Raw genomic sequence first — 25,239 nt, forward strand, 5'->3', positions numbered from 1 at the left:
TCCGCGACGCGACCGGGGGAACGCAGAAAGATCACGAAGCGGTAACGGAACACCTCAACGGTACGCACCGAATCTGGAGGAACCGTGTGAAACGTGAGAATTCCACTGTTCCGAACGCGCGGATGCCCCGGGCCGAGGCGGCCCGGGGCATCCGATCGTCAGCGCGCGAGCGGCGCTCAGCCCTGCTTCTTCAGGCGCGACACGGCACGGGCCCGAGCGGTCGCGTCGAGCTCCACCTTGCGGATGCGCACCTTCTCGGGCGTGACCTCCACGCACTCGTCCTCGCGGGCGAACTCCAGGCACTCCTCGAGCGTGAGCTGGCGCGACGGCGTCATCGACTCGAAGGTGTCCGCCGTCGACGAACGCATGTTCGTGAGCTTCTTCTCCTTCGTGATGTTCACGTCCATGTCGTCGGCGCGCGAGTTCTCGCCGATCACCATGCCCTCGTAGACCTCCTCCGTGGGGTTCACGAAGAACGTCATGCGCTCCTGCAGTGCGATGATCGCGAACGGCGTCACCACGCCCGCGCGGTCCGCGACGATCGACCCGTTGTTGCGGGTCGAGATCGCGCCCGCCCACGCGTCGTACCCGTGCGAGATCGCGTTCGCGATGCCCGTGCCGCGGGTCGTCGTCATGAACTCCGTCCGGAAGCCGATGAGGCCGCGCGACGGCACGATGAACTCCATGCGCACCCAGCCGGTGCCGTGGTTCGACATGTTGTCCATGCGACCCTTGCGCGCCGCGAGGAGCTGCGTGATCGCGCCCAGGTACTCCTCGGGTGCGTCGATCGTCAGGTGCTCGAACGGCTCGTGCACCTTGCCGTCGACCTGCTTCGTGACCACCTGCGGCTTGCCGACGGTCAGCTCGTAGCCCTCACGGCGCATCTGCTCGACGAGGATCGCGAGCGCGAGCTCGCCGCGGCCCTGGACCTCCCAGGCGTCCGGGCGGCCGATGTCGAGCACGCGCAGCGACACGTTGCCGACCAGTTCGCGGTCGAGGCGGTCCTTCACCATGCGCGCGGTCAGCTTGTGGCCCTTCACCTTGCCGACGAGCGGCGACGTGTTGGTGCCGATCGTCATCGAGATCGCGGGGTCGTCGACCGTGATCGTCGGCAGCGGGCGCACGTCCTCGGCGTCGGCGAGCGTGTCGCCGATCATGATGTCCTCGAAGCCCGCCACGACGGCGATGTCGCCGGCACTCGCGCTGTCCGCCGGGTACCGGTCGAGCGCCTTCGTCAGGAACAGCTCGGTCACGCGCACGTTCGACACCGAGCCGTCGTGCTTGACCCAGGCCACGGTCTGGCCCTTCTTGATCGTGCCGTGGAACACGCGCAGCAGCGCGAGACGGCCGAGGAACGGCGAGGCATCGAGGTTCGTGACGTGCGCCTGCATCGGGTGCTCGTCGTCGTAGGTCGGAGCCGGGATGTGCTGGAGGATCGCCTCGAACAGCGGCTCGAGGTCGTCGTTGCCCGGCAGCTCGCCGTTCGCCGGCTGCTCGTGGCTCGCGGCGCCGTTGCGGCCCGACGCGTACACGACGGGCACGTCGAGGATCGCATCGAGGTCGAGGTCGGGCACGTCGTCGGCGAGGTCGCTCGCGAGGCCCAGCAGCAGGTCCTGGCTCTCGGCCACGACCTCGTCGATGCGCGCGTCGGGCCGGTCGGTCTTGTTCACCAGCAGGATCACGGGCATGCGGGCCTCGAGGGCCTTGCGGAGCACGAACCGCGTCTGCGGCAGCGGGCCCTCGGAGGCGTCGACGAGCAGCACCACGCCGTCGACCATCGACAGGCCGCGCTCGACCTCGCCGCCGAAGTCGGCGTGGCCGGGGGTGTCGATGACGTTGATCGTGATCGGGCCGTCGGGCGCGTGGACGCCGTTGTACGAGATCGCCGTGTTCTTGGCGAGGATCGTGATGCCCTTCTCGCGCTCGAGCTCGTTCGAGTCCATCGCGCGCTCCTCGACGTGCGCGTGCGCGTCGAAGGAGTTCGTCTGCTTGAGCATGGCGTCGACGAGGGTGGTCTTGCCGTGGTCGACGTGGGCGACGATCGCGACGTTACGCAGGTCGTTGCGGGTGGCCTTGGCCATTGGATGTGTCCTCGCGGTGGGGCATCCGTCGGCAGCGGACCGGTGACCGGCTCGCCGGGGCCGCGCGGATGCGCTGGATGGGAGTCTGTGGGAGCGCGGCTGCCGATGACACGGCGCGCGCCCCCCAATGCTATCGCGACGTTGCCGTGCGAACGCCGAACGCCCGGTCCGGCTGGTGCCGGGACCGGGCGTTCGCGAGCGGGGCGACCCGCGCGACGCGAGTCGGGACTACGCCCCGAGCTCGATGTTCGCGCCGGGGATCGCCGCGAGCAGGTCCTTCGTGTACTGCTCCTTCGGGTTCTCGAACACCTCGTCGGTGGTCGCCGCCTCGACGATGCGTCCGCGCTGCATGACGCACACGTTGTCGGCGATGACCCGCACGACCGCGAGGTCGTGCGTGATGAAGAGGTACGTGAGCCCCAGCTCGGCCTGCAGGTCGGCGAGCAGGCGCAGGATCTGCGCCTGGACGAGCACGTCGAGGGCGGAGACCGCCTCGTCGAGCACGACGATCTCGGGCTTGAGCGCGAGCGCACGCGCGATCGCGATGCGCTGGCGCTGACCGCCCGAGAGCTCGTTCGGGTAGCGGCCGACGAGCGTGCGCGGCAGCGCGACCTGGTCGAGCAACTCGTTCACGCGCTCGCGACGGAACGCCCGGTCGCCCACCTTGTGCGTCATCAGCGGCTCGGCGATGGTGTTGCCGATGTTGCGCAGCGGGTTGAGCGACCCGTACGGGTCCTGGAACACCGGCTGCATGCGGCTGCGCAGGTTGAAGAGGTCCTTGCCCGACAGCGCCGCGAGATCGTTGCCGCCGACGAGGATCTTGCCGCTGGTGGCGTCCTCGAGCTTCAGCAGCATCTTCGCGACGGTCGACTTGCCGGAGCCCGACTCGCCGACCAGCGCCGTCGTGGTGCCCTTCGCGATCTGGAACGACACGTCGTCGACCGCCTTGAAGTCACCCGATCCGCGGATCTTGAAGACCTTGGTGAGGTTCTCGACGACGATCGCGGGCGGTGCCGCCTGCGCGGCCTCGAGGGCCTCGGCGCGGGCCTCGGCGGTCGCGATCAGGTCGATCGTCTCGCCTGCGGCCGTAGCGGCGTCCTCGGCCATCGACTCCTCGGCGGCGTGGATGCTCCCCGACGCCTGGATGCGCCGCGACGCGAGGCTCGGCGCCGCGGCGACGAGCCGCTGCGTGTACGGGTGCTGCGGGTTCTGCAGGATCTCGACCGAGTTGCCCGACTCGACCACGCGGCCCTTGTACATCACGACGAGCTGCTCGGCGCGCTCGGCCGCGAGGCCGAGGTCGTGCGTGATGAACAGCAGCGTGGTGCCGAGTTCCCGGGTCAGCGACTCGAGGTGGTCGAGGATGACCCGCTGCACCGTCACGTCGAGCGCCGAGGTGGGCTCGTCGGCGATGAGCAGCTGCGGGTCGGACGCCAGGCCCATGCCGATCAGCACGCGCTGGCGCATGCCGCCCGAGAACTGGTGCGGGAACTGCTTCAGACGCCGATCCGCGTCCTGGAGGCCCGCCTGCTTGAGCACCTGGACGGCACGCTCGCGGACCGCCTTCTTGCCGGTGGCGATGCCGTTCGCACGGATCGCCTCCTCGACCTGGAAGCCGACCGACCACACCGGGTTCAGGTTCGACATCGGGTCCTGCGGGACGAAGCCGATCTTGCGACCGCGGATCGACTCCATCTCCTTCTTGGTGGCCTTCGTCAGGTCCTGGCCGTCGAGGAGGATCTTGCCGCCCGTGATCTTGCCCGAGCCCGGGAGCAGGTTGATGATCGCGTGCGCGGTCGTCGACTTGCCCGAGCCGGACTCGCCCACGATCGCGAGGCTCTGGCCGCGGTACAGCGTGATGTTCACGCCGTCCACGGCCTTCACCGTGCCGGTCTGGGTGGTGAACCCGACCTCGAGGTCCTTGATCTCGAGGATGGGTCGCTCGTCGGCGGATGCCTGCACGTCGGTTCCGTTCATGATGTCGCTCATCGGCGGGCCCTCGCCTTCGGGTCGAGCGCGTCGCGGACGACCTCGCCGAGCATGATGAAGGCCAGCACGGTGATGCTCAGGGCGATCGAGGGCAGGATCAGCGTCTGCGGCGCGGTACGCAGGTCGGTCTGCGCCTGGCTGATGTCATTGCCCCACGACATGGTCGAGGAGGGCAGGCCGACGCCGAGGAACGACAGGGTCGCCTCCGCGACGATCGCCGAGGCGAGCGAGATCGTCGTGATCACGATGACCGGTGCCAGCGAGTTCGGCAGGACGTGGCGCAGCAGGATGCGGAATCGCGAGACGCCGAGCGCGGTCGCCGCCATCACGAAGTCGGAGTTCTTCACCCTGAGGATCTCGGCTCTCAGCACACGTGCTGTCGCCGGCCACGCGAAGAGGCCGATGGCGAGCGAGATGACCCACACGTTCCGGTACGCCGAGAGCACCGACATGATGACGACCGCGGCGAGGATGTAGGGGATCGAGAAGAAGATGTCGCCGACGCGCGAGAGCACCGAGTCGACCCATCCGCCGTAGAAGCCCGCGACGGCGCCGAAGGCGATGCCGAGCACGGCGACGAGGAACGTCACGATGAGGCCCACCGCGAGCGACGTCGAGGTGCCGTGGATGATGCGCGAGTAGATGTCGCAGCCCTGCTTGGTGAAGCCGAGCGGATGCCCTTCCGTGGGGCCGCCGTTCGAGTTCGAGAGCTGGCAGTCGTTGTTCGGCGGGGTCTGGGTGAACCAGCCCGGGAACAGGGCGACGACGACGACGAGGAGGATCAGCGCTGCCGAGATCCAGAACATGGGGCGGCGGCGCAGGTCGTTCCACGCGTCGGTCCACAGGTTCGAGGGCTTGCCCTCGGCCTTGACCTTGTCGATCGCGACGAGCGGGGTCTCCTCGATCGGCGCGACGTAGTGCTGCTGGTCGGGTCTGGTGTTACTTGGCATAGCGGATCCTCGGGTCGAGAACGGCGTACAGCAGATCCACCAGGAGGTTGATGAGGAGGTAGATCAGCACCATGACGGTCACGAAGGAGACGACGGTCGGTCCCTCACCTCGGATGATCGCCTGGTAGAGGGTGCGGCCGACGCCGGGCACGTTGAAGATGCCCTCCGTGACCGTCGCGCCGACCATCAGCACGCCGAAGTCGACGGCGAGGTAGGTGACGACGGGGATCAGCGAGTTCCGCAGGATGTGCACCGGGACGATGCGGTTGCGCGACAGGCCCTTGCTCGCGGCGGTGCGAACGAAGTCCTGCGTGTCGGTGTCGATGACCGAGGCCCGGGTCAGGCGGCTGATCTGCGCGAAGCTGATCGTCGCGAGCACGAGCGCCGGCAATATCAGGTCTTGGATCGGCGCGCCCGCACTCACCGTGGTGCGGAACCAGCCCAACTGGATGCCGAAGACGAACTGCGCGACGAACGCGATGACGAAGATCGGCAGCGAGATGAGGATCAGGCTGACGACGAGTGCACTCGCGTCGAAGATGCCGCCCTTGCGCAGACCCGAGATGAGGCCGACGGTGATGCCGGCGACCATCTCGAAGATGACCGCGAGCACGGCCAGTCGCAGCGTGACGGGGAACGTCTCGGCGAGGATCTGGGAGACCGGCTGACCCGAGAACGAGGTGCCGAGGTCGCCCGTGAAGATGCCGCCGAGGAAGAGGAAGTACTGGACGATGAACGGCTGGTCCAGGTTGTACTGCTGGCGGAGCTGCTCGGCGACCTCAGGCGGCGGCGTCTTGTCGCCGAAGAGCGCGAGGATCGGGTCTCCCGGCATCGAGAAGACCATGAAGTAGATCAGGAAGGTGGTGCCGAGCATGACAGGGATCGCCTGCAGCAGTCGGCGCACGATATAGCCGGCCATGGATCATGCCCCGCTGTTCGTGGTTGTTGACATATTGAAGAAACCTCACCGTTTGCGAGTTCGTCCACCCGAATGCTACGCCGATAGGCGATTCGGGGATACGTGGGAGTGGGGCGGCAGTCGATGACTGCCGCCCCACGGGCGCCTCAGAGTCTAACCCCGAGCCGCCGGAGATCGAGAATTACTCGCTCTTGGTGACCTCGTAGAGGATCGGCCAGGTGTCCCAGCCGAACTCGACGTTGTCGACCGACTCGCCCCAGGCGCCCATGCCGTTGGTGTACCACAGCGGGATGGCGGGGAGGTCCTGGAACAGGATCTCCTGCGCCTGCTGGAACTTCTCGATGCCGGCCTCGACCTCGGTCGCCGCAGCACCCTCGTTGAGGAGCGCGTCGAACTCGGGGTTCGAGTAGTCGCCGTCGTTCGAGCCGGCGCCGGTACCGAAGATCGGGCCGAGGCCGTTGTACAGCGACGGGTAGTCGAACTGCCATCCGGTGCGGAACGGCGTCGCGATGACGCGGTCCACGACCGAGGTGCGGAGTTCGGCGAACGTCGGCACCGGAGCACCGGCGGCCTCGATGCCGAGGTTGTTCTTCAGCTGGTTGGCGACCGCGTCGACCCAGCCCTGGTTCGGGCCGTCGGCGTTGTAGGCGATCTCGAACGTGCCGCTCCACGGGGCGATGGCGTCGGCCTGAGCCCACAGGTCCTTCGCCTCGGTCGCGTCGAAGTCGAGGACCTCGCTGCCGGGGATCTCCTCGGAGTAGCCGTCGATGACCGGCGACGTGAAGTCCTTCGCCGGGGTACGGGTGCCGTTGAAGATCACGTCGGTGATCTCCTCGCGGTCGATCGCCTTCGAGATCGCCGCACGGCGGAGCTTGCCCTCGTCGCCCGCGAAGTGCGCGAGGCGCTCCGGGATCGTGATGGTCGCGTTCGCGGCGGCCGGCATGTTGACCGAACGGCCCTCGAACTCGGTCTCGAAGGTCTGGAGCGCGCTGTCCGGGATCTCCTGGATGATGTCCAGGTTGCCACCCTGCAGGTCGGCGTACGCAGCGTCGGTGTTGGCGTAGAGGATCATGTCCACTCCGCCGTTCGCCGCCTCGCGCGGGCCGTCGTAGTCGTCGTTCTTGACGAGGTCGATGCGCTCGTTGTGCGCCCAGGCGCCCTCGCCGTCGAGCATGTACGGGCCGTTGCCGACCGGGTTCTCACCGAACGCGTCGATGTCTTCCCAGGCCGACTCGGGGAGCGGGAAGTACGCGGTGTAGCCGAGTCGCAGCGGGAAGTCCGACTCGGGCTGGCTCAGCGTCACCGTGAAGGTCAGGTCGTCCACGACCTCGAGGCCCGACAGCTCGTCGACGTTCTCGTCGTAGCTGAAGCCCTCGATCGACTCGAAGAAGTAGCTCGAGAGCTGCGCGTTGTCGAGCGCGGCACCGTAGTTCCACGCCTTGACGAACGACTCCGCGTTCACCGGGTCGCCGTTCGTGAAGGTCAGGCCCTCGCGGATGGTGATGGTGTAGGTCTGCGCGTCATCGGTCTCGATGGACTCGGCGACGTCGTTGTGGACCGCGCCCTCGGCGTCGTAGTAGACGAGGCCCGCGAAGATGTTCTGCAGGACCAGACCGCCGCCGACCTCGTTGGTGTTGGTCGGGACCAGCGGGTTCTGGGGCTCGGTGTTGTTGACGGTGATGACCGACGACGAGGTCGCGCCCTCGGTCGACTCGGTTCCACCGCTCGTGCAGCCGGCGAGCGTGAGCGCGCCCGCTGCAGCAAGAGCAATGGCGGCGACGCCGATTCTCTTGATCTTCAATGTTCCTCCTGTGAGATGGCGCATCCGACGGCTTCTGGCCGGGGAGAGCGCGGGTAGTTCGACACTAAGAACGTGGAGGTCTCTTTCCAAACCCATCGGCAAACCGTTATCGACGCGATATCTGGGTGACCCGTTCGGGGGGTGATTTCCGCCGTCCAGCGCACGATTCTTGCGCACCCGGGCCACGTGCGAGGATTCCTGCATGGAAAGCGCCGTTCGCTCGCGGATCGAGATCGCCATCGTGCTCGCGCTCTCGCTCGGCGCGTCGGCGGTCTACTCCATCGTGTCGATCGTGGCGCGGGTGACCGACGACCGCCCGCTCGGCGACCAGTCCGCCGCGATCAACCAGTCGAGGTCGACCCGCGAATGGCTCGACTTCACGTACCAGTTCCTCGACGTCGTGTTCGGCGTCGCCGTCGTCGCGCTGGTGCTGTACCTGCTGTGGCGGCCCGGCGTCGACCCCTTCCGCCGCATCGGCTTCGACCTGACCAGGCCCGGCCGCGACGTGGCATCCGGTCTCGCCCTGGTCGCCGTGATCGGCATCCCCGGGCTCGCACTCTACGCCGCCGGACGCGCCCTCGGATTCACCGTCGCGGTCGTCCCGGCCCCGCTCGACACCCATTGGTGGACGATCCCGATCCTCGTGCTGGCGGCGCTGAAGGCGGCGCTCGTCGAAGAGGTGATCGTCGTCGGCTACCTGTTCACGCGACTGCGCGAGCTCGGCGTCGGCCCGTGGGCCACGATCCTCTCGAGCGCGCTGCTGCGCGGCACCTACCACCTGTACCAGGGGTTCGGGCCGTTCGTCGGGAACGTCGCGATGGGGATCGTGTTCGGGTGGTGCTACAACCGGTGGGGGCGCACGATGCCGCTCGTCGTCGCGCACTGGGTGCTCGACATGGTCTCGTTCATCGGCTACCCGCTGGCGCTGATGTGGTGGCCGGCGCTGTTCGCCGCTCCGTCGGCCTGAGCCGGTCGCGCACGCTCTCCTGAAGGCGCCGCGGGACGAGTACCTCGCGGCGGCGCGACGTGCACGCCGGAGGCGAGCGCGACCACGGTCGCCGGCATCGGCGGCAGGGCCTCCTCGGGCGGCTCGACGCGCAGGTCGGAGCAGGATGCCCGGACCCGGGCCATGTCGAGCGCCGAGCGCCGCGACGGCGTGCACACGGCGGCGAACGACTCGTCGCCGAACCCGATGCCGCGCAGGTCGGACACCGACTGCGCGCGACGCAGCGCCTCGGCCGCACCCGGATCGCGGCGGTCGAGCAGCGAGGCCCTTCGATCGAGCGAGAACCCGTCGGAGCCGAGGACGGCGGTCGCGACGAACACGCCCACGAAGGCGACGGACGCGGCGACCGTGAGAGCCGCGGCGAGCAGGTCTGCGGTGAACATGCGCACCCCCCGAACTGAGAGAGCCTCAGTGTACTCCCGGAGGAGGATTCCGTGGCGGCGCGGATGCCGCGGCGGCTCCCGCGAGCGAACCTGCCTCCGAACGCCGCGCGCTGCACTCCACACGACGCACGCGGCATCGCACCGAACGGAGCCCGCCATGCACCTCGCACACGCCGTCGCCGCGGCCCACCTCGCGGAGCGCGCGACCGTGCGCCTGCACCGCGCCGACGCACACGAGATCGCCGCCGCCGAACGGCGGGTCCTCGAACGTGCACGCCGCACCGCCGCGCGGGCCGAGGCGCAGGCCGCCGGCGCGCGCACCTACACGGTGCGCGGCCGGCACCTCGCCCCTCGCCCCGCAGGAGCCTGAGCCTCCGCCTCCGGCTCCGCGAACGCCTCGCCGGTGCTCCGCGAACGCCGCTGCGCTACGCGAACGCCTCCACCGGCGGGCAGGCGCACACGAGGTTGCGGTCGCCGAACGCCTGGTCGATGCGCCGCACCGGCGCCCAGTACTTGTTCCGCACCAGGGAGCGCACCGGGTAGACGGCCTGTTCACGGGTGTACGGGTGCTCCCACTCCCCCGCGATGACCGACTCCGCGGTGTGCGGCGCATTCCGAAGCGGGTTGTCGTCGGCCGGCCACTCGCCCCGGCCGACCGCGTCGGCCTCGGCCTTGATCGCGATCATCGCCTCGATGAAGCGGTCGAGTTCCGCGAGGTCCTCCGACTCGGTCGGCTCGACCATGAGTGTGCCCGCCACGGGGAACGACATGGTCGGCGCGTGGAAGCCGTAGTCGATGAGGCGCTTGGCCACGTCGTCGACCGTGACGCCCGTCGCAGCGGTCAGCGGCCGCAGGTCGAGGATGCACTCGTGGGCGACCAGGCCGTTCTCACCCGTGTAGAGCACCGGGAAGTGCTCGCGCAGGCGCGAGGCGATGTAGTTCGCGCCGAGCACGGCCGCCGCCGTCGCGTCGCGCAGGCCCTCGGCGCCCATCATGCGCACGTACGACCACGAGATCGGCAGGATCGACGGCGAACCGTACGGTGCCGCCGAGACCGGGCCGCCGCCGTGCACGAAGCCGCCCGCGTGGTCGGCGCGCTGCGCGAGCGGGTGCCCCGGCAGGTAGGGCGCGAGGTGCGCCTTCGCCGCGACCGGGCCCACGCCGGGGCCGCCGCCGCCGTGCGGGATGCAGAACGTCTTGTGCAGGTTCAGGTGCGAGACATCCCCGCCGAAGTCGCCGAATCGCGCGAAGCCGAGGAGCGCGTTCAGGTTCGCGCCGTCGACGTACACCTGGCCGCCGGCGTCGTGCACGGCCTGCGTGATGTCGGCGACATCGTGCTCGTACACGCCGTGCGTCGACGGGTAGGTGATCATGAGCGCCGAGATCCGATCGGCGTGCTCCGCGATCTTCGCCCGCAGGTCGGCGAGGTCGACGTTGCCGAGTTCGTCGCACGCGACGACGACGACGCGCATGCCGGCGAGCACCGCGGAGGCCGCGTTCGTGCCGTGCGCGCTCGACGGGATGAGGCAGATGTCGCGGTCTGCCTCGCCGTTCGCGAGGTGGTAGCCGCGGATCGCGAGCAGGCCCGCGAGCTCGCCCTGGCTGCCCGCGTTCGGCTGCAGTGAGACCGTGTCGTAGCCGGTGACCTCGGCGAGCCAGCTCTCGAGCTGCTCGATCATGCCGAGCGTGCCGACGACGTCGCCCTCGGGCGCGAACGGGTGCAGGTTCGCGAAGTCGGGCCAGGTGACGGCCTGCATCTCGGTCGCCGCGTTGAGCTTCATCGTGCAGGAGCCCAGCGGGATCATGCCGCGGTCGAGCGCGTAGTCGCGGTCGGCGAGGGTCTTCAGGTACCGCATCATCTGCGTCTCGGATTGGTGCGTGTTGAACACCGGGTGCTCCAGATAGGACGACGTGCGGCGCAGGCCCTCGGGCAGTTGCGCGGGCGCGGCGGTGACGTCGACGGCGACCTCGTGCCCCTCGGGCAGGCCGAACGCGTGGGCCACGAGGGCGAGCTGCTCCGGCGTGGTGGTCTCGTCGACCGCGACGTGCACGGTCGCCTCGTCGGCCTCCCAGAGGTTCACGCCGAGTTCGCGCGCGCGGGCGACGACGTTGCCGGCGAGACCCGGCACGTGGACCCGCAGCGTGTCGAAGTACGCGTCGGCGGCGAGCGTCAGCCCGTAGCCGGTGAGCACGCCCGCGAGCGCCTGCGCCTTCTGCGCGGTGGACGTCGCGATGTGCCGGATACCGCGGGGGCCGTGGTAGACGGCGTACATCGAGGCCATCACGGCCAGCAGCACCTGGGCGGTGCAGATGTTCGAGGTCGCCTTCTCGCGGCGGATGTGCTGCTCGCGGGCCTGGAGGCTGAGCCGGTACGCGGGTGCGCCCGAGGCATCCACCGACACGCCGACGAGGCGGCCCGGCAGCTGGCGCTCGAGGCCCTTGCGCACTGCCATGTACCCGGCGTGCGGGCCGCCGAAGCCCATCGGCACGCCGAAGCGCTGCGACGTGCCGACGGCGACGTCGGCGCCGAGCTCGCCCGGGCTCGTGACGAGCGCGAGCGCGAGCAGGTCGGCGGCGACGACGGCCAGGGCGCCCTGCTCCTTCGAGGCGGCGATCACGAGCGACGGGTCCCATACGCGGCCGGATGCCCCGGGGTACTGCACGAAGACGCCGAAGTGGTCGCCGAGGGCGACGACGTCGGTCGTCTCGTCCAGGGATGCCTCGACGAGCTCGATCCCGACGGCCTCGGCGCGCGAGCGCAGCAGCGCGATCGTCTGCGGGAGCGCGTCGGCGTCGACGATGAACCGGTCGGACTTCGCCTTGGACGCGCGACGTGCCAGCAGCATGCCCTCGACGACGGCGGTGGCCTCGTCGAGCATCGACGCGTTGGCGATGTCGAGGCCCGTGAGGTCTTCGACCATCGTCTGGAAGTTGATCAGCGCCTCGAGCCGGCCCTGCGAGATCTCCGGCTGGTATGGCGTGTACGCCGTGTACCAGCTCGGGTTCTCGAGCACGTTGCGCTGGATCACGGCCGGGGTGATCGTGCCCGAGTAGCCGAGGCCGATCATCGAGGTGCGCACCGTGTTCTGCTCGGCGAGGGCGGCGAGCTCGGCGAGCGCCTCGCGCTCGGTCGCGGCGGCCGGGATGGCGCTCGAGAGCACCTCGCCCATGCGGATCGCGGTGGGCACGGCGGCGGCCATGAGGTCGTCGATCGTGTCGTGGCCGAGCTCTGCGAGCATGCGGGCGTGGTCGGCGGGCGTGGTGCCGATGTGGCGGCGCCCGAAGGCGTCGAGGTCGAACGTCGAGGACGTGGAAGGCATCGAGGCGTGGTCCTTACCTGGTGCGGAGATCGGTGCGGCGTGCGGTGGGTGCGGATGCGGCGGTCGCGGGTGGGCGCCGGAGCGCGTCACTCGCCCGTGAGGGCGAGGTACTCGTCGTGGCTGAGCAGCGCGGGCAGCTCGGTCGCGGTGACGCGGATGAGCCATCCCTCGCCGAACGGGTCGCTGTTCACGAGCTCGGGCGAGTCGACGACGGCCTGGTTGGCCTCGACGACCTCGCCGTCCAGCGGTGCGATGAGCTCGCCGACGGACTTGGTCGACTCGATCTCGCCGACGACGGATCCGGCGCTCACCGAGGTGCCGGCGCCCGGCAGCTCGACGAAGACGATGTCGCCGAGCTTCTCGGCGGCGAAGTCGGTGATGCCGACGGTGACGGTGTCGCCGTCGATCCGGACCCACTCGTGGTCGGCGGTGTACTTGAGGGTGGTGACGTCGGTCATGGGTTCCTCCAGGGATGGTCGGGTGATCGGTGGACGGCCCGCGTCAGGCGGACCGGCGGTAGAAGGGCATCGCGACGACGGTCGCCTCGATGCGGGTGCCGCGCACGTCGACGGCGAGCGTCGTGCCGGGCTCGGCGGATTCGGGGGCGACGTAGGCCATCGCGATCGGATGCCCGAGCGTCGGCGACAGCGCACCGCTCGTGACGACGCCGACCTTCGGGGCATCCGCGCCGGTCCCGGCGTGCACGGCGTATCCGGCGCGCGGGGCGCGGCGGCCGTCGGTGGTGAGGCCGACGAGCACCGGGGCATCCGCTGCCGTGCCCTGCTCGATGCCCGACCGGCCGACGAAGTCGCCCTCCTTCGACAGCGCGACGACGCGGCCGAGGCCCGCCTGCGACGGGTGCGTGTCGAGGCCGAGCTCGTGGCCGTAGAGCGGCATGCCCGCCTCGAGGCGCAGGGTGTCGCGGCTCGCGAGCCCGCACGGGACGACCCGCGGGCCGCCGGTCTCGCGCAGCGCCGCCCAGAGGCCCGCCGCACGGTCGGGCGAGAGGTACAGCTCGAAGCCGTCCTCGCCCGTGTACCCGGTGCGGGCGATGAGCACGGGCTCGCCCTCGTACTCGGCGGCGACCGAGCGGTAGTACTTGAGCGACTCGACCGCGGCGCGGAAGTCCTCTTCGTCGTTGCCGGGGCCCTGCACACCGAACCCGGGCGTCTCCTGCAGCACGGCGAGCGCGTCGGGGCCCTGGAGGGCGATGAGCGCGACGTCGTCGCTCTCGTCGTACACCTCGACGTCGAAGGGCGCCGTTCGGTCGACCAGCTCGGCGGCCACGACCTCGCGGTTGCCGGCGTTCGCGACGACGAGGAACCGGTCCTCGCCCGTGCGGTAGACGACGAGGTCGTCGATCACGCCGCCGTCGCGCGCGAGCAGCAGGGAGTACTTCGCCTGCCCCTCGGCGATCGCCGACAGCTTGCCGGCGAGGGCGTAGTCGAGCGCCTCGCCCGCCTCGGGTCCGACGACCACGATCTCGCCCATGTGCGACAGGTCGAACAGGCCGGCGTGCTGCCGGACCGCGTGGTGCTCGGCGAGGTCGGACGTGTACCTGACCGGCATGTCCCACCCGGCGAAGTCGGTGAACGAGGCGCCGGCGGCCTCGTGCACGGCGTGGAGCGGGCTCTGGCGCGACCTGCCCTCGGTCGACGGCGTCGCGGTCTCGTTCGTCGTCTCGCTCATGCGGACCCCTTTCAACATTCCACCACATTGACCGCCAGGCCTCCCATGGCGGTCTCCTTGTACTTCTCGCTCATGTCGCGCCCGGTCTGGCGCATGGTCTCGACGACCTGGTCGAAGGACACTCGATGCGTGCCGTCCCCCCACATGGCCATCTTGGCGGCGTTGATCGCCTTGCCCGCTGCGATCGCGTTGCGTTCGATGCACGGGATCTGCACGAGCCCGCCGACGGGGTCGCAGGTGAGGCCGAGGTTGTGCTCCATCGCGATCTCGGCGGCGTTCTCGATCTGCTCGGGCGTGCCGCCGAGGATCGCGGCGAGCGCGCCCGCGGCCATCGAGGATGCGGATCCGACCTCGCCCTGGCATCCGACCTCGGCGCCGGAGATCGACGCGCGGCGCTTGACGATGCCGCCGATCGCGGCGGCGGTGAGCAGGAACTCGATCGCGAGGTCGTCGAGTCCGCCGGTGGCGGCGGCGTCGTCCGCGGCAGCGGCGGTGCCGGCGCGACCGCGCGGCGTGTGGTGCTCGGCGTACCAGAGCACGGCGGGGATGATGCCGGCGGCGCCGTTCGTCGGCGCGGTGACGACGCGGCCGCCGGCGGCGTTCTCCTCGTTGACGGCGAGCGCGACGAGGTTCACCCAGTCCTGCGCGTACTCGGCGCCGAGGTCGGGGTCGATCTCGAGCAGCCGGCGGTACAGCGCCGGCGCGCGGCGGATGACGCCGAGCCCGCCGGGCAGGGTGCCCTCGCGACGCAGGCCCGAGTCGACGCAGCCGCGGATCGCGTCGCGGATCGCGAGGATGCGCGCGCGCACCTCGTGCTCGCTCGCGGTGGCGACCTCGTTGCGCATCGCGAGCTGTGCGACGGAGACGCCCTCTCGTGCGCAGATCGCGAGGAGCTCGGCGGCGGTCGCGACGTCGTGGGGCACCGCTGCGTCGCCGGTGCCGCCGGCTTCGGCATCCCCCTGCCGTTCGATGAAGCCGCCGCCGATCGAGAAGTACACGGCCTCGTCGAGGAGGCGGCCGTCGACGGCGGTCGCGACGAAGCGCACCCCGTTGGTGTGGCGGTCGAGCACGGTGCGCGGCGACAGGGCGATGTCCTCGACCCGGAACGGCACCTCGGCGAGCCCGCCCACGCGGATGGTGCCGCGCTCGGCGGCGGCCCGCAGCCGTTCGTCGATCTCGACGGCGTCGATCGCGTCGGAACGGCAGCCCTCGAGGCCGAGCAGCACGGCGGTCAGGGTGCCGTGGCCGTGGCCGGTCGCCGCGAGCGAGCCGTAGAGCTCGACTTCGACGGCGGCGACCTCGGCGGCGGCCGGTCCGAGTCGGTCGACGAAGTCCGCGGCGGCCCGCATCGGGCCGACGGTGTGCGAGCTGGAGGGCCCGATCCCCACGGTGAAGAGGTCGAACACGCCGACGTGCGCGGTCGTCACGCGCCGCTCCCGAACGACTCGACGGCACCCGCGTAGAGCGGGAACGCGTCGACGAGCGCGTCGACACGACGGGCGAACGCGGCGAGGGCGGCATCCTCCGCCTCGGTGCCGACCGACGCGGTGCCGACCGACGCGGTGCCGACCGACGCGGTGCCGACCGACGCGGTGAGCACGCCGGCGATCACGTCGGCGACCTCGCGGAACGCGGCGTCGTCGAATCCGCGTGCGGCGAGCGCGGGCGTGCCGATGCGCAGCCCGCTCGTGACCATGGGCGGGCGCGGATCGTCGGGCACGGCGTTGCGGTTGACGGTGATGCCGACCCGGTGCAGCCGGTCCTCCGCGGTGCGGCCGTCGAGTTCGCTGTCGCGCAGGTCGACGAGCACGAGGTGCACGTCGGTGCCTCCGCCGACGACGCGGATGCCTCGGGCCGCGCAGTCCGCCTCGCCGAGGCACTCGGCGAGGAGCCGTGCGCCGTCGACCGTGCGCTCCTGCCGGTCGCGGAACGCGTCGGTTGCGGCGAGCTTGAGCGCGACGGCCTTCGCGGCGATCACGTGCTCGAGGGGGCCGCCCTGCTGACCGGGGAACACGGCCGAGTTGAGCTTCTTCGCGAGGTCGGCGTCGTTCGACAGGATGAGCCCGCCGCGCGGTCCGCCGAGGGTCTTGTGCGTGGTCGTGGTGGTGACGTGCGCGTGCGGCACCGGCGACGGGTGCAGGCCTGCGGCGACGAGACCCGCGAAGTGGGACATGTCGACGAGCAGGTACGCGCCGACCTCGTCGGCGATCGCCCGGAACGCGGCGAAGTCGAGCGCGCGGGTGTACGCCGACCAGCCGGCGATGATGAGCGCCGGGCGGTGCTCGATCGCGAGCGCGCGCACCTCGGCGAGGTCGATCTCCTCGGTATCGGCGGCGCGGTGGTACGGCACGACCTGGTAGAGCCGGCCCGAGAAGTTGAGCTTCATGCCGTGCGTGAGGTGGCCTCCGTGTGCGAGGTCGAGGCCGAGGATCGTGTCGCCCGGCTGGATGAGCGCGTGCATCGCGGCGGCGTTGGCCTGCGCACCCGAGTGCGGCTGCACGTTCGCGAACCCGGCGCCGAAGACGGCCTTCGCCCGGTCGATCGCGAGCTGCTCGACGACGTCGACGTGCTCGCAGCCGCCGTAGTACCGGCGACCGGGGTAGCCCTCGGCGTACTTGTTGGTGAGCACCGATCCCTGGGCCTGCATGACGGCGAGCGGCGCATGGTTCTCGGACGCGATCATCTCGAGGCCGGTGCGCTGCCGCTTCAGCTCGGCGTCGATCGCTGCGGCGACCTCGGGGTCGAGTTCTGCGAGCGGCAGGTCGAGCAGCTCCGCGGCGGTGGCGGTGGTGGACGGGGTCGTCGACATTGACATGAGGAACTCCTTCGCGGTGCATCGGGTGATGCGTCGAGTTCCTCCCGCTCTGTCATTGGCCTGAGAGTTTCCACGCGATGGTGATCGCGCTTGCCCCGTCGGCGGGCGCCTGGGCGCCGCTTTTCAGAGTGACCTGCCGCCACGGTACATGGGCCTGAGAGATTCCGGGAGGGGTTGCTCCTACGGCAGCCGCGAGGCGGCTTCTCCCGTGACGGGTGTGCGGTCGTTGAATTGTGGGTTCGAGTCTACGGCACGGAAGTCCGGCGCCGGAGACCGTGGGGCGGGAGCCGCCGATCGGCGGCCCCCGCACCGGTGCGGCTCAGCCCGCGGCGACCTGCGCCGCGACCTGCGCGGCGTGGTCGGACGCGATGAGGTGCGCCTCGTTGCCCGCGCGCAGCGGCGGCGCGACGACGCCCTCGGGGATCGGGCAGTCGTACGGCGTCTCGGCGATGATCCCCTCGAACTCGGCGCGCGCGGCGGCGAGCAGGTCGGCGTCGACCATGAGGTCGACCGCGGTCGCGGCCATCGCCTTGGCGGCGTGCAGCATGCCCTTGTGCGCGGCGGGCAGCTTGCCCTGGGCGACCATCTGCCAGGAGTGCCCCGGGGTTCCGACCGCGCAGGTCGCACCCGTGATCTGGACCGTGGGCACGGTCCAGCTGACGTCGCCGACGTCGGAGGACCCCGTCATCTGCTGGCGGCGGTTCGGGTCGCCGAGCGGCAGCACGCCGTCCTGCAGCACGGCGCCGGCCGGCAGCCCGAGGAACCGGCGCATGCCGGCGACCTCGCGCTCGGGCACCGTGGCGGTGAACGCGGCGGCGGCCTCGCGGTCGGCGTCGTCGAACGGCACGCCGCCGATCGACTCGACGTTCGCCTGCAGCGCCTGCTCGAGCGCGACGTTCGGCAGGATCTCGGCGCACGCGCCGTCGAAGTCGATCTCGAGCGTGGTCTCGGTCATGAGCGCGGCGCCCTGCGCGATCTTCACGACCCGGTCGTAGAGCTCGCGCATCTCGGCGACGGTGTTGGCCCGCACGACGTAGTAGACGCTCGCGTTCGCCTGGACGACGTTCGGCGAGTGGCCGCCGGCATCCGTGATGGCGTAGTGCACGCGAGCGGTGTCGGACATGTGCTCGCGCAGGAAGTTGACGCCGACGTTGCACAGCTCGACCGCATCGAGCGCGCTGCGACCGTGCGCCGGGTCGGCACCGGCGTGCGACGCGACGCCGGTGTAGCGGAAGTACACCTGCGCGTACGAGAGGGTCAGGATCTGGGTCGCGGTCATGACCGGTGCCGGATGCCACGAGACCGCCGCGTCGACACCGTCGAATGCGCCGCCCTGGACCATGAACGTCTTGCCTGCCGCGGCCTCCTCGGCGGGGCATCCGTAGTACCGGACCCGGCCCGGCAGGCCCTCCTCCTCGAGGTGCTTCGCCGCGGCGACGGCGGCGAGCAGCGAGCCGGACCCGAGCAGGTTGTGCCCGCAGCCCTGCCCGTTCGTGTTCGAGGTCTCGGGGTTCGGCGCGGGCTCGGCGACGCCGGAGGCCTGGCTGAGGCCGGCGAGCGAGTCGTACTCGCCGAGGAACGCGATGACCGGGCCGCCCTCGCCCTTCTCGGCGGAGAAGGCGGTGGGGATGCCGCCGGCCTCGCGCTGCACGGTGAAGCCGAATTCCTCGGCCGCGGCGATCTGCTTCTCCATCGAGCCGTACTCCTGCCAGCGCAGGTGCGGGTCGTCCCAGATCTCGTCGCTGAGCCGGGTGAACCGTGGGCCGATCGCCTCGACGATCCGCTCGATGGGGGTGGTGTCCTGCATGGGAACGCTCCTGTCGGGTCGGTGACGGGGACCGCGCGTGCCGCACGTCCTCGTGCAGTCGATCGCGCCGGTGTTTCGGCATCATGTCATCGATGAGTCGGCCATGAGAAGAGTTCACAGTGAACTTTTCGGCCAATTCACTCTCTTCAAGCCGCCCGATCAGTCACGCGAGGCGATCACCGGCCGCTGACGGCGGGCACGATCCACAGCAGCACCGCGGCGAGCGCGGCGACGTTCAGCACGACCGACGCCCAGAACGCGACGACGAAGGAGCGCTTGCGCGTCTTGTGGCGCAGCGCCTGCTGGGCGACGAGCGCCCCCGGCCACCCGCCCACGAGTCCGAAGGCGAGGAGGGTGGACTCGGGGATGCGGCGCTCGTCGCGTCGGGCGGCGGACTTGTCGCGCGAGTACGCGAGCGCGGCGAGCAGGCTCGTGAGCGCGTACCAGGCCGGTACGAGCAGCACGGCGCCGCCGAGCACCCACACCGTGATCGCCGCGGCGCCGAAGACGGCGCCGGCGATCAGCGCGCCCGGGTCCATCCGGGATCGAGATGCGGGGCGGGATCGGGCGGGCGCGGGCACGTGGCGATCCTACGGGCGGGCCCCGGGGACGACCCCTTACCACGCCCGATTCGCGTTCGTGTCAGTTCGACTGTAAGCTGTATCCAGCACTTCAGGTCAGATTGACTTTTATTCGACGGCTCGCTTCGACGGCGAACCGCCGCCGGATCGACGGACCGGATGAACGGAGAGGGGGGCGACGGATGCCACGACACGAACGCGACGTGCGACTCGCGACCTCGACCGTCATCTTCGCGCTCGAACCCGGCGTGACGCCCGAGGGCGCGGAACGCTCGGCATCCGACCGCACCTCGCTGTGGATCCCCCTCGTGCGACGCCTTCGCGAACCCGGCGAGGGTCGCTGGGCGCTGCCCGGCGGGTGGCTGGGCGCCGGCGAGGCGCTCGACCGCGCCGCCGCGCGCACCCTCGAGGAGACCACCGGCGTCACGCCGCGCTACCTCGAGCAGCTCTACACGTTCGGCGACCCCGACCGCTCCCCCGACGAGCGCGTCGTCTCGGTCGTGTACTGGGCGCTCGTCCGCCCCGAGGAGACGACGGGCGCGATCGACGACCCCAACGTGCGCTGGTTCGACGCCGACGACCTGCCCGACCTCGCCTTCGACCACAACGCGATCGTCGAGTACGCGCTCGGGCGCCTGCGCACGAAGCTCGGCTATTCGCAGATCGCGCACGCGTTCCTCGGCGAGACGTTCACCATCGCCGAGCTGCGCGAGGTCTACGAGACCGTGCTGCGCGTGCACCTCGATCCGGCGAACTTCCGGCGCACCGTCGAGGCATCCGGCGCGCTCGTCGAGACCGGCGAGGTGCGCACCGGCACGCGGCACCGGCCGCCCAAGCTCTATCGCCCCGCGGGGCCGACCGACGTCGGCAGCGCGGGGCCGTTCCGAGTCCCCATCGCACCGCACCTGAGGAAGAGTCCGTCATGACGCTCGTCGATCCCAGCACCGCACCCGCCGCAGCGACCGACGCGGCCGCCACGCGCCTCGCCGCATCCGTCGACCGGAGCATTCGGCTCATCTCGACCGGCAGGCAGTCGGGCGGCACGTGCTCGCCCGACCTCGTCGCGGGCCCGTGGGACTTCGACCGGGGACCGGCGGCCTACGGCCCCGGCGCGTCGATGGGCGACGTCATCCCCGCGGGAGCCCCCCGGCAGGGCGCCCTCCCCGAGGCGTACCGCCGGGCGACCGACGCGGAGCTGCACGAACGCATCCGCGCGGCCAAGCAGGCCCTCGGCGACCGCGTCGTCGTGCTGGGGCATTTCTACCAACGCGACGAGGTGATCCAGCACGCCGACTTCACGGGCGACTCGTTCCAGCTCGCGAACGCCGCCCTCACGCGCCCCGACGCCGAGGCGATCGTGTTCTGCGGGGTGCACTTCATGGCCGAGACCGCCGACATCCTCTCGCGCCCCGACCAGGCGGTCATCCTCCCGAACCTCGCCGCCGGATGCTCCATGGCCGACATGGCCGACGAGTCGAGCGTCGAGGAGTGCTGGGAGCAGCTCGCCGACGTCTACGGCGACCTCGATGCGGTCGACGCCGACGGCCGGGTGCCCGTCATCCCCGTCACGTACATGAACTCGTCGGCCGCGCTCAAGGGGTTCGTCGGCCGCCACGGCGGCATCGTCTGCACCTCGTCGAACGCGCGCACCGTGCTCGAGCAGGCCTTCGAACGCGGTCAGCGGGTGCTCTTCTTCCCCGACCAGCACCTGGGCCGCAACACCGCGAAGGCGATGGGCGTGCCGCTCGAGCGCATGCCGATGTGGAACCCGCGCAAGCCGCTCGGCGGCTCGACCGCGGACGACCTCGCCGACGCGAAGGTGATCCTCTGGCACGGCTTCTGCTCGGTGCACAAGCGCTTCACGGTCGACCAGATCGCGAACGCCCGGCAGACCCACCCCGACGTGCAGGTCATCGTGCACCCCGAATGCCCGATGGAGGTCGTCGATGCGGCCGACGCGGCCGGATCGACCGACTTCATCGTGAAGGCCATCGCGGCGGCGCCGGCCGGCTCGACGTTCGCGATCGGCACCGAGATCAACCTCGTGCAGCGGCTCGCGGCCGAGCACCCCGAGCACGAGATCTTCTGCCTCGACCCGGTGGTCTGCCCGTGCTCGACGATGTACCGCATCCACCCGGGCTACCTCGCGTGGGTGCTCGAGGAGCTCGTCGCCGGCAACGTCGTCAACCGCATCACGGTCGGCGACGAGGTCGCCGGGCACGCGCGCGTCGCGCTCGAGCGGATGCTCGCGGCGAAGCCGCCGGCTTCGCAGCCGGCGGCCACGGGGGCCTGAGATGGCCCGCGTGCTGGTGATCGGCAGCGGCATCGCCGGGCTGTGGACCGCCGTGCGCGCCGCCGAGGCGGGCCACGACGTCGAACTCGTCACCAAGGCGGAGCTCGCCGCGGGCAGCACCCGGCACGCCCAGGGCGGCATCGCCGCGGCGATCTTCCCCGACGACGCCGTCGAGCGGCACGTCGCGGACACGCTCGACGCGGGCGCCGGTCTCTGCGACCCGGTCGCGGTGCGGCTCCTCTGCGAAGAGGGCCCGGCGCGGGTGCGCGACCTGATCCGGTTCGGCGTCGCGTTCGACCGCGGCGAGTCCGGGCTCGAGCGGGGGCTCGAGGCGGCGCATTCCCGTGCGCGCATCCTGCACGCGGGCGGCGATGCCACGGGGGCGGCGATCGAGGCCGCGCTGGTCGCGACGGTCCGCCGCCGCGCGGTCGCGATCACCGAGCACGCGACGCTCCTCGACCTGCGGGTCGAGGACGGGCGGGTGACGGGTGCGATCGTCCTCGACGCTGCCGGTCGCCGCGTGGAGCGCATCGCCGACGCGGTCGTGCTCGCCACCGGCGGCAACGGATGCCTCTACCGGCATACGACGAATCCGTCGGTCGCCACCGGCGACGGCGTGGCCGCGGCATGGCGCGCCGGCGCAGCCGTCGCCGACCTCGAGTTCACCCAGTTCCACCCGACGGCGCTTGCCGCTCCGGGCACGCCGCTCATCTCCGAGGCGGTCCGCGGCGAGGGCGCGGTGCTGCGGGACGCCTCGGGCGCGCGCTTCCTCCTCGACGTCGACCCGCGCGGCGAACTCGCCCCGCGCGACGTCGTCGCCCGCGCGGTCTGGCAGCGCATGCAGGAGCAGGGCGGTGCACCGGTGCTGCTGGACGCCACGGCGTTCGACGCGGCGTTCCTCGCCCGTCGGTTCCCCGGCGTCGACCGGGCGATCCGTTCGGCCGGGTTCGACTGGTCTCGCGAAGCGGTGCCGATCACCCCTGCCGCGCACTACGCGATGGGCGGCGTCGCGACCGACCGGCACGGACGCACGTCGATGCCGGGCCTGTTCGCCGTCGGCGAGTGCGCACGCACCGGCGTGCACGGCGCGAACCGGTTGGCGTCGAACTCGCTGCTCGAGGCGGCGGTGTTCGCGCATCGCGCGGCTCGCGCGCTGGCCACCCCGGCGGAGGCCTGGCCGAACTCCGGAGTCGGCGCGCGGCACGCCGGCGCAGTGCGCGGCGGGCACGGCATGTCGGCGTACGCGTCCGGAGTTGCGGAGGCGGGCGCCGACGCACGTGTCGACCGTGCCGCCCTGCGCGAGCTCATGTGGACCCATGCCGGGCTGGTGCGCGACGCCGCCGGCCTGCAGGAGGCGGCCGCGCAGCTCGACGCCTGGCACGCGCCCGAGCCCGTCGACCGGATGACGGCCGAGGACCGCAACCTCCTCGACCTCGCCCGGCTCACCGTCGCTGCGGCGCTCGCCCGCCGCGAGAGCGTCGGCGCCCACTTCCGATCGGATGCCCCGTCCGCGGCGTCCGCAGCCCGCCCCGAACTGGAGGCCGCCTGATGACCGACCGCCGCGAGATCGACCGCATCGTCGACGCCGCCCTCGACGAGGACGCCCCGTGGGGCGACCTGACCGGCGAGATACTGATCCCGGAGGACGCGACCGCGACCGCCGAGCTGGTCGCCCGTGAGCCGGGCGTCTACTCGGGCGTCGCCGTGTTCGAGGCGGCGTTCCGGCTCGTCGACGCGAGGATCCGGGTCGAGGCGTTCGCCGGGGACGGCGACCGGTTCGGGGCGGGCGACGTGCTGGCGAGGGTCGCGGGTTCGGCGCGCGGCATCCTGCGCGCCGAACGCGTGGCGCTGAACCTCGTGCAGCGCATGTCGGGCATCGCGACCCTCACCTCGACCTACGTCGCCGCCGTCGCCGGCACCCGCGCGCGCATCGTCGACACCCGCAAGACCACGCCGGGCCTGCGAAGCCTCGAGCGCCAGGCGGTGCGCGACGGCGGCGGCCGCAACCACCGGCGCTCGCTGTCCGACGCGATCATGGCCAAGGACAACCACCTCGCGGTGCTCACCGCCGGCGGCCGCGACCTGGCGACGGCGCTGCGCGAGGCTCGCGAACGGATGCCGCACACCGCGCACCTCGAGGTAGAGGTCGACCGCGTGGACCAGATCGACGCGGTGCTCGCGGGCGGCGCCGACACGATCATGCTCGACAACTTCTCGCTCGGGCAGTTGCGCGAGGGCGTCGCCCGCATCGACGGGCGGGCCGTCGTCGAGGCATCCGGCGGCGTCACGATCGATACCGTCGCCGATATCGCGGCGACCGGGGTCGACGTGATCTCGGTCGGGGCGCTCACGCACTCGGTGCGTTCCCTCGACCTCGGCCTGGACGTGGTCGTGGAGCCGGGCGCCTCGTGATCTTCCTCGACCACGCCGCGACCTCGCCCGTGCGCCGCGAGGCGCTCGAGGCGATGTGGCCGTACCTCACGGGCGCCTTCGGCAACCCGTCGAGCCGGCACCGCCTCGGCGACGAGGCGGCTCGCGCACTCGCGTGGGCACGCGAGGAGGTCGCCGACGTGGTGGGCGTGCGCCCCGGCGACGTGGTGTTCACCAGCGGCGGCACCGAGGCCGACAACCTCGCGGTGAAGGGCCTCGCCCTCGGACGCGTTGCGACGGGCGAGCAGCCCCGACGGCACGTCGTCGTCTCCCCCGTCGAGCACGAGGCGGTCCTCGAGTCGGCCGACGCGCTCGCGCGCCTGCACGGCTTCGAGGTGACGCTCGTCGACGTGGACGGTCACGGCCTCGTGCACCCGGACGCGCTGGCGGCGGCACTGCGGCCCGATACGGCGCTCGTGTCGATCCAGCTCGCGAACAACGAGGTCGGCACCGTGCAGCCCATCGCCGACCTCGCGGCCCTCGCGCACGACGCCGGCGCGCTGATGCACACCGATGCCGTGCAGGCGGCGGGCTGGCTGTCGGTTCGGCTCGACGACCTCGGCGCCGACGCGCTCTCGCTCGCCGGGCACAAGGTCGGCGCGCCCAAGGGCACCGGGGCGCTGGTCGTGCGCGGGCGGTTCCCGCTCGAGCCGGTCGTGCACGGCGGCGGGCAGGAACGCGGTCGTCGGTCGGGCACCGAGAACGTCGCGGGCGCGGTCGGCTTCGCCACCGCCCTGCGCCTCGCCGAGACCGAGCGGGCGGATGCCTCCACGCGCGTCGCCGCGCTCGGCCGGGCGTTCTCCGACCGCGTGCTCGCCGAGGTCCCGGGCGCCGTGCTGACCGGGCATCCCGAGCGCCGACTCCCCGGCACCCGCTCGTTCGTGTTCCCGGGGACGTCGGGCGAGGCCGTGCTGCTCGAACTGGAGCGCGACGGGGTGCTGTCGTCGAGCGGTTCGGCATGCGCGGCGGGCAGCGACGAACCGTCGCACGTGCTGACCGCCATGGGCCTGGATGCCGGGCTCGCGCAGACCGCCGTGCGGTTCACGCTCGGCCGCGAGACGACCGACGAGGAGCTCGACGCGGCGGCGACGGCGCTGGTCCGCGCGGTCGAGGCCGTGCGGGGCATCCGCACCTGACGTGCCCGGCGTACCGGCCCTCGCACCGAACCGTCGGTC

The 25,239-nt window shown here is 71.3% G+C and carries 20 protein-coding genes and 2 riboswitches; of the genes, 7 read left to right on the forward strand and 13 right to left on the reverse strand.

Going from position 1 to position 25,239, the window contains the following annotated elements; genetic code table 11:
- Positions 1-176 precede the first annotated feature (176 nt).
- The 5 genes from typA to ELQ40_RS12075 form a co-directional block, all read right to left on the reverse strand.
- Positions 177-2,081 carry a translational GTPase TypA gene (typA, locus tag ELQ40_RS12055; RefSeq protein WP_127793898.1) on the reverse strand — a complete coding sequence of 635 codons (1,905 nt, stop codon included), beginning with the start codon at positions 2,079-2,081 and terminating at the stop codon, positions 177-179.
- Between the two features lie 228 nt (positions 2,082-2,309).
- Complete coding sequence (locus tag ELQ40_RS12060) at positions 2,310-4,070, reverse strand: ABC transporter ATP-binding protein (RefSeq protein ID WP_240665780.1); 1,761 nt, start codon at positions 4,068-4,070, stop codon at positions 2,310-2,312.
- Entirely contained in the window at positions 4,067-5,020 is a 954-nt protein-coding gene (locus ELQ40_RS12065) for an ABC transporter permease (RefSeq protein WP_127793899.1), read from the reverse strand. The genes ELQ40_RS12060 and ELQ40_RS12065 overlap by 4 nt, the downstream gene beginning before the upstream one ends.
- Positions 5,010-5,939 (reverse strand): ABC transporter permease, encoded by a 930-nt coding sequence (locus ELQ40_RS12070; RefSeq protein ID WP_127793900.1) that lies wholly within the window; start codon positions 5,937-5,939, stop codon positions 5,010-5,012. Before ELQ40_RS12070 ends, ELQ40_RS12065 begins: the two co-directional genes overlap by 11 nt.
- A gap of 181 nt (positions 5,940-6,120) precedes the next feature.
- The gene (locus ELQ40_RS12075; protein WP_205649334.1) at positions 6,121-7,740 is read right to left on the reverse strand and encodes an ABC transporter substrate-binding protein; all 1,620 of its coding nucleotides are present in this window, start codon (positions 7,738-7,740) and stop codon (positions 6,121-6,123) included.
- Between the two features lie 202 nt (positions 7,741-7,942).
- Here ELQ40_RS12075 and ELQ40_RS12080 point away from each other — a divergent pair, with 202 nt between their 5' ends.
- On the forward strand, positions 7,943-8,707 hold the full coding sequence (locus ELQ40_RS12080; RefSeq protein ID WP_127793902.1) for a CPBP family intramembrane glutamic endopeptidase: 765 nt from the start codon (positions 7,943-7,945) through the stop codon (positions 8,705-8,707).
- Here the strand turns inward: ELQ40_RS12080 and ELQ40_RS12085 are convergent.
- Complete coding sequence (locus ELQ40_RS12085) at positions 8,653-9,129, reverse strand: hypothetical protein (protein WP_127793903.1); 477 nt, start codon at positions 9,127-9,129, stop codon at positions 8,653-8,655. The genes ELQ40_RS12080 and ELQ40_RS12085 overlap by 55 nt on opposite strands.
- Positions 9,130-9,286: 157 nt before the next feature.
- Between ELQ40_RS12085 and ELQ40_RS12090 the strand changes: the two genes are divergently transcribed.
- Positions 9,287-9,499, forward strand: coding sequence for a hypothetical protein (locus ELQ40_RS12090; protein WP_127793904.1), 213 nt, complete (start codon positions 9,287-9,289; stop codon positions 9,497-9,499).
- Positions 9,500-9,554: 55 nt separating this feature from the next.
- Here the strand turns inward: ELQ40_RS12090 and gcvP are convergent, their stop codons facing one another.
- The 7 genes from gcvP to ELQ40_RS12125 all read right to left on the reverse strand — a co-directional run bounded on the left by gcvP (position 9,555) and on the right by ELQ40_RS12125 (position 19,299).
- Entirely contained in the window at positions 9,555-12,449 is a 2,895-nt protein-coding gene (gcvP, locus tag ELQ40_RS12095) for an aminomethyl-transferring glycine dehydrogenase (RefSeq protein WP_127793905.1), read from the reverse strand.
- Positions 12,450-12,535: 86 nt separating this feature from the next.
- Positions 12,536-12,907: a glycine cleavage system protein GcvH gene (gene gcvH / locus ELQ40_RS12100; protein ID WP_127793906.1), complete on the reverse strand. Its 372-nt coding sequence runs from the start codon at positions 12,905-12,907 to the stop codon at positions 12,536-12,538.
- Between the two features lie 43 nt (positions 12,908-12,950).
- Positions 12,951-14,138 carry a glycine cleavage system aminomethyltransferase GcvT gene (gene gcvT / locus ELQ40_RS12105; protein ID WP_127793907.1) on the reverse strand — a complete coding sequence of 396 codons (1,188 nt, stop codon included), beginning with the start codon at positions 14,136-14,138 and terminating at the stop codon, positions 12,951-12,953.
- Between the two features lie 11 nt (positions 14,139-14,149).
- Positions 14,150-15,565 carry an L-serine ammonia-lyase gene (locus ELQ40_RS12110; RefSeq protein WP_127793908.1) on the reverse strand — a complete coding sequence of 472 codons (1,416 nt, stop codon included), beginning with the start codon at positions 15,563-15,565 and terminating at the stop codon, positions 14,150-14,152.
- On the reverse strand, positions 15,562-16,953 hold the full coding sequence (gene glyA, locus ELQ40_RS12115) for a serine hydroxymethyltransferase (RefSeq protein ID WP_305004271.1): 1,392 nt from the start codon (positions 16,951-16,953) through the stop codon (positions 15,562-15,564). Before glyA ends, ELQ40_RS12110 begins: the two co-directional genes overlap by 4 nt.
- 39 nt (positions 16,954-16,992) lie before the next feature.
- Positions 16,993-17,085: riboswitch (glycine riboswitch) on the reverse strand.
- A riboswitch (glycine riboswitch) is annotated at positions 17,086-17,172 on the reverse strand.
- Positions 17,173-17,272: 100 nt separating this feature from the next.
- Positions 17,273-18,760, reverse strand: coding sequence for an amidohydrolase (locus tag ELQ40_RS12120; RefSeq protein ID WP_127793909.1), 1,488 nt, complete (start codon positions 18,758-18,760; stop codon positions 17,273-17,275).
- A 176-nt stretch (positions 18,761-18,936) separates the two neighbouring features.
- Positions 18,937-19,299, reverse strand: a complete 363-nt coding sequence (locus tag ELQ40_RS12125; RefSeq protein WP_127793910.1) for a DUF1294 domain-containing protein — start codon at positions 19,297-19,299, stop codon at positions 18,937-18,939.
- A 224-nt stretch (positions 19,300-19,523) separates the two neighbouring features.
- On the opposite strand from ELQ40_RS12125, the gene ELQ40_RS12130 reads away from it, so the two are divergent.
- The 5 genes from ELQ40_RS12130 to ELQ40_RS12150 are packed head-to-tail and all read left to right on the forward strand — an operon-like array spanning position 19,524 to position 25,200.
- On the forward strand, positions 19,524-20,267 hold the full coding sequence (locus ELQ40_RS12130; protein WP_127793911.1) for an NUDIX domain-containing protein: 744 nt from the start codon (positions 19,524-19,526) through the stop codon (positions 20,265-20,267).
- A complete protein-coding gene (gene nadA, locus ELQ40_RS12135; protein WP_127793912.1) occupies positions 20,264-21,634 on the forward strand; it encodes a quinolinate synthase NadA in 1,371 nt (456 codons plus the stop codon). The genes ELQ40_RS12130 and nadA overlap by 4 nt, the downstream gene beginning before the upstream one ends.
- Position 21,635: 1 nt before the next feature.
- Positions 21,636-23,183 (forward strand): L-aspartate oxidase, encoded by a 1,548-nt coding sequence (nadB, locus tag ELQ40_RS12140; RefSeq protein ID WP_127793913.1) that lies wholly within the window; start codon positions 21,636-21,638, stop codon positions 23,181-23,183.
- On the forward strand, positions 23,183-24,046 hold the full coding sequence (gene nadC, locus ELQ40_RS12145) for a carboxylating nicotinate-nucleotide diphosphorylase (RefSeq protein WP_127793914.1): 864 nt from the start codon (positions 23,183-23,185) through the stop codon (positions 24,044-24,046). Before nadB ends, nadC begins: the two co-directional genes overlap by 1 nt.
- Positions 24,043-25,200 carry a cysteine desulfurase family protein gene (locus ELQ40_RS12150; protein ID WP_127793915.1) on the forward strand — a complete coding sequence of 386 codons (1,158 nt, stop codon included), beginning with the start codon at positions 24,043-24,045 and terminating at the stop codon, positions 25,198-25,200. Before nadC ends, ELQ40_RS12150 begins: the two co-directional genes overlap by 4 nt.
- Positions 25,201-25,239 lie beyond the last annotated feature (39 nt).

The organism is Agromyces sp. LHK192, assembly GCF_004006235.1.
Lineage (GTDB): Bacteria > Actinomycetota > Actinomycetes > Actinomycetales > Microbacteriaceae > Agromyces.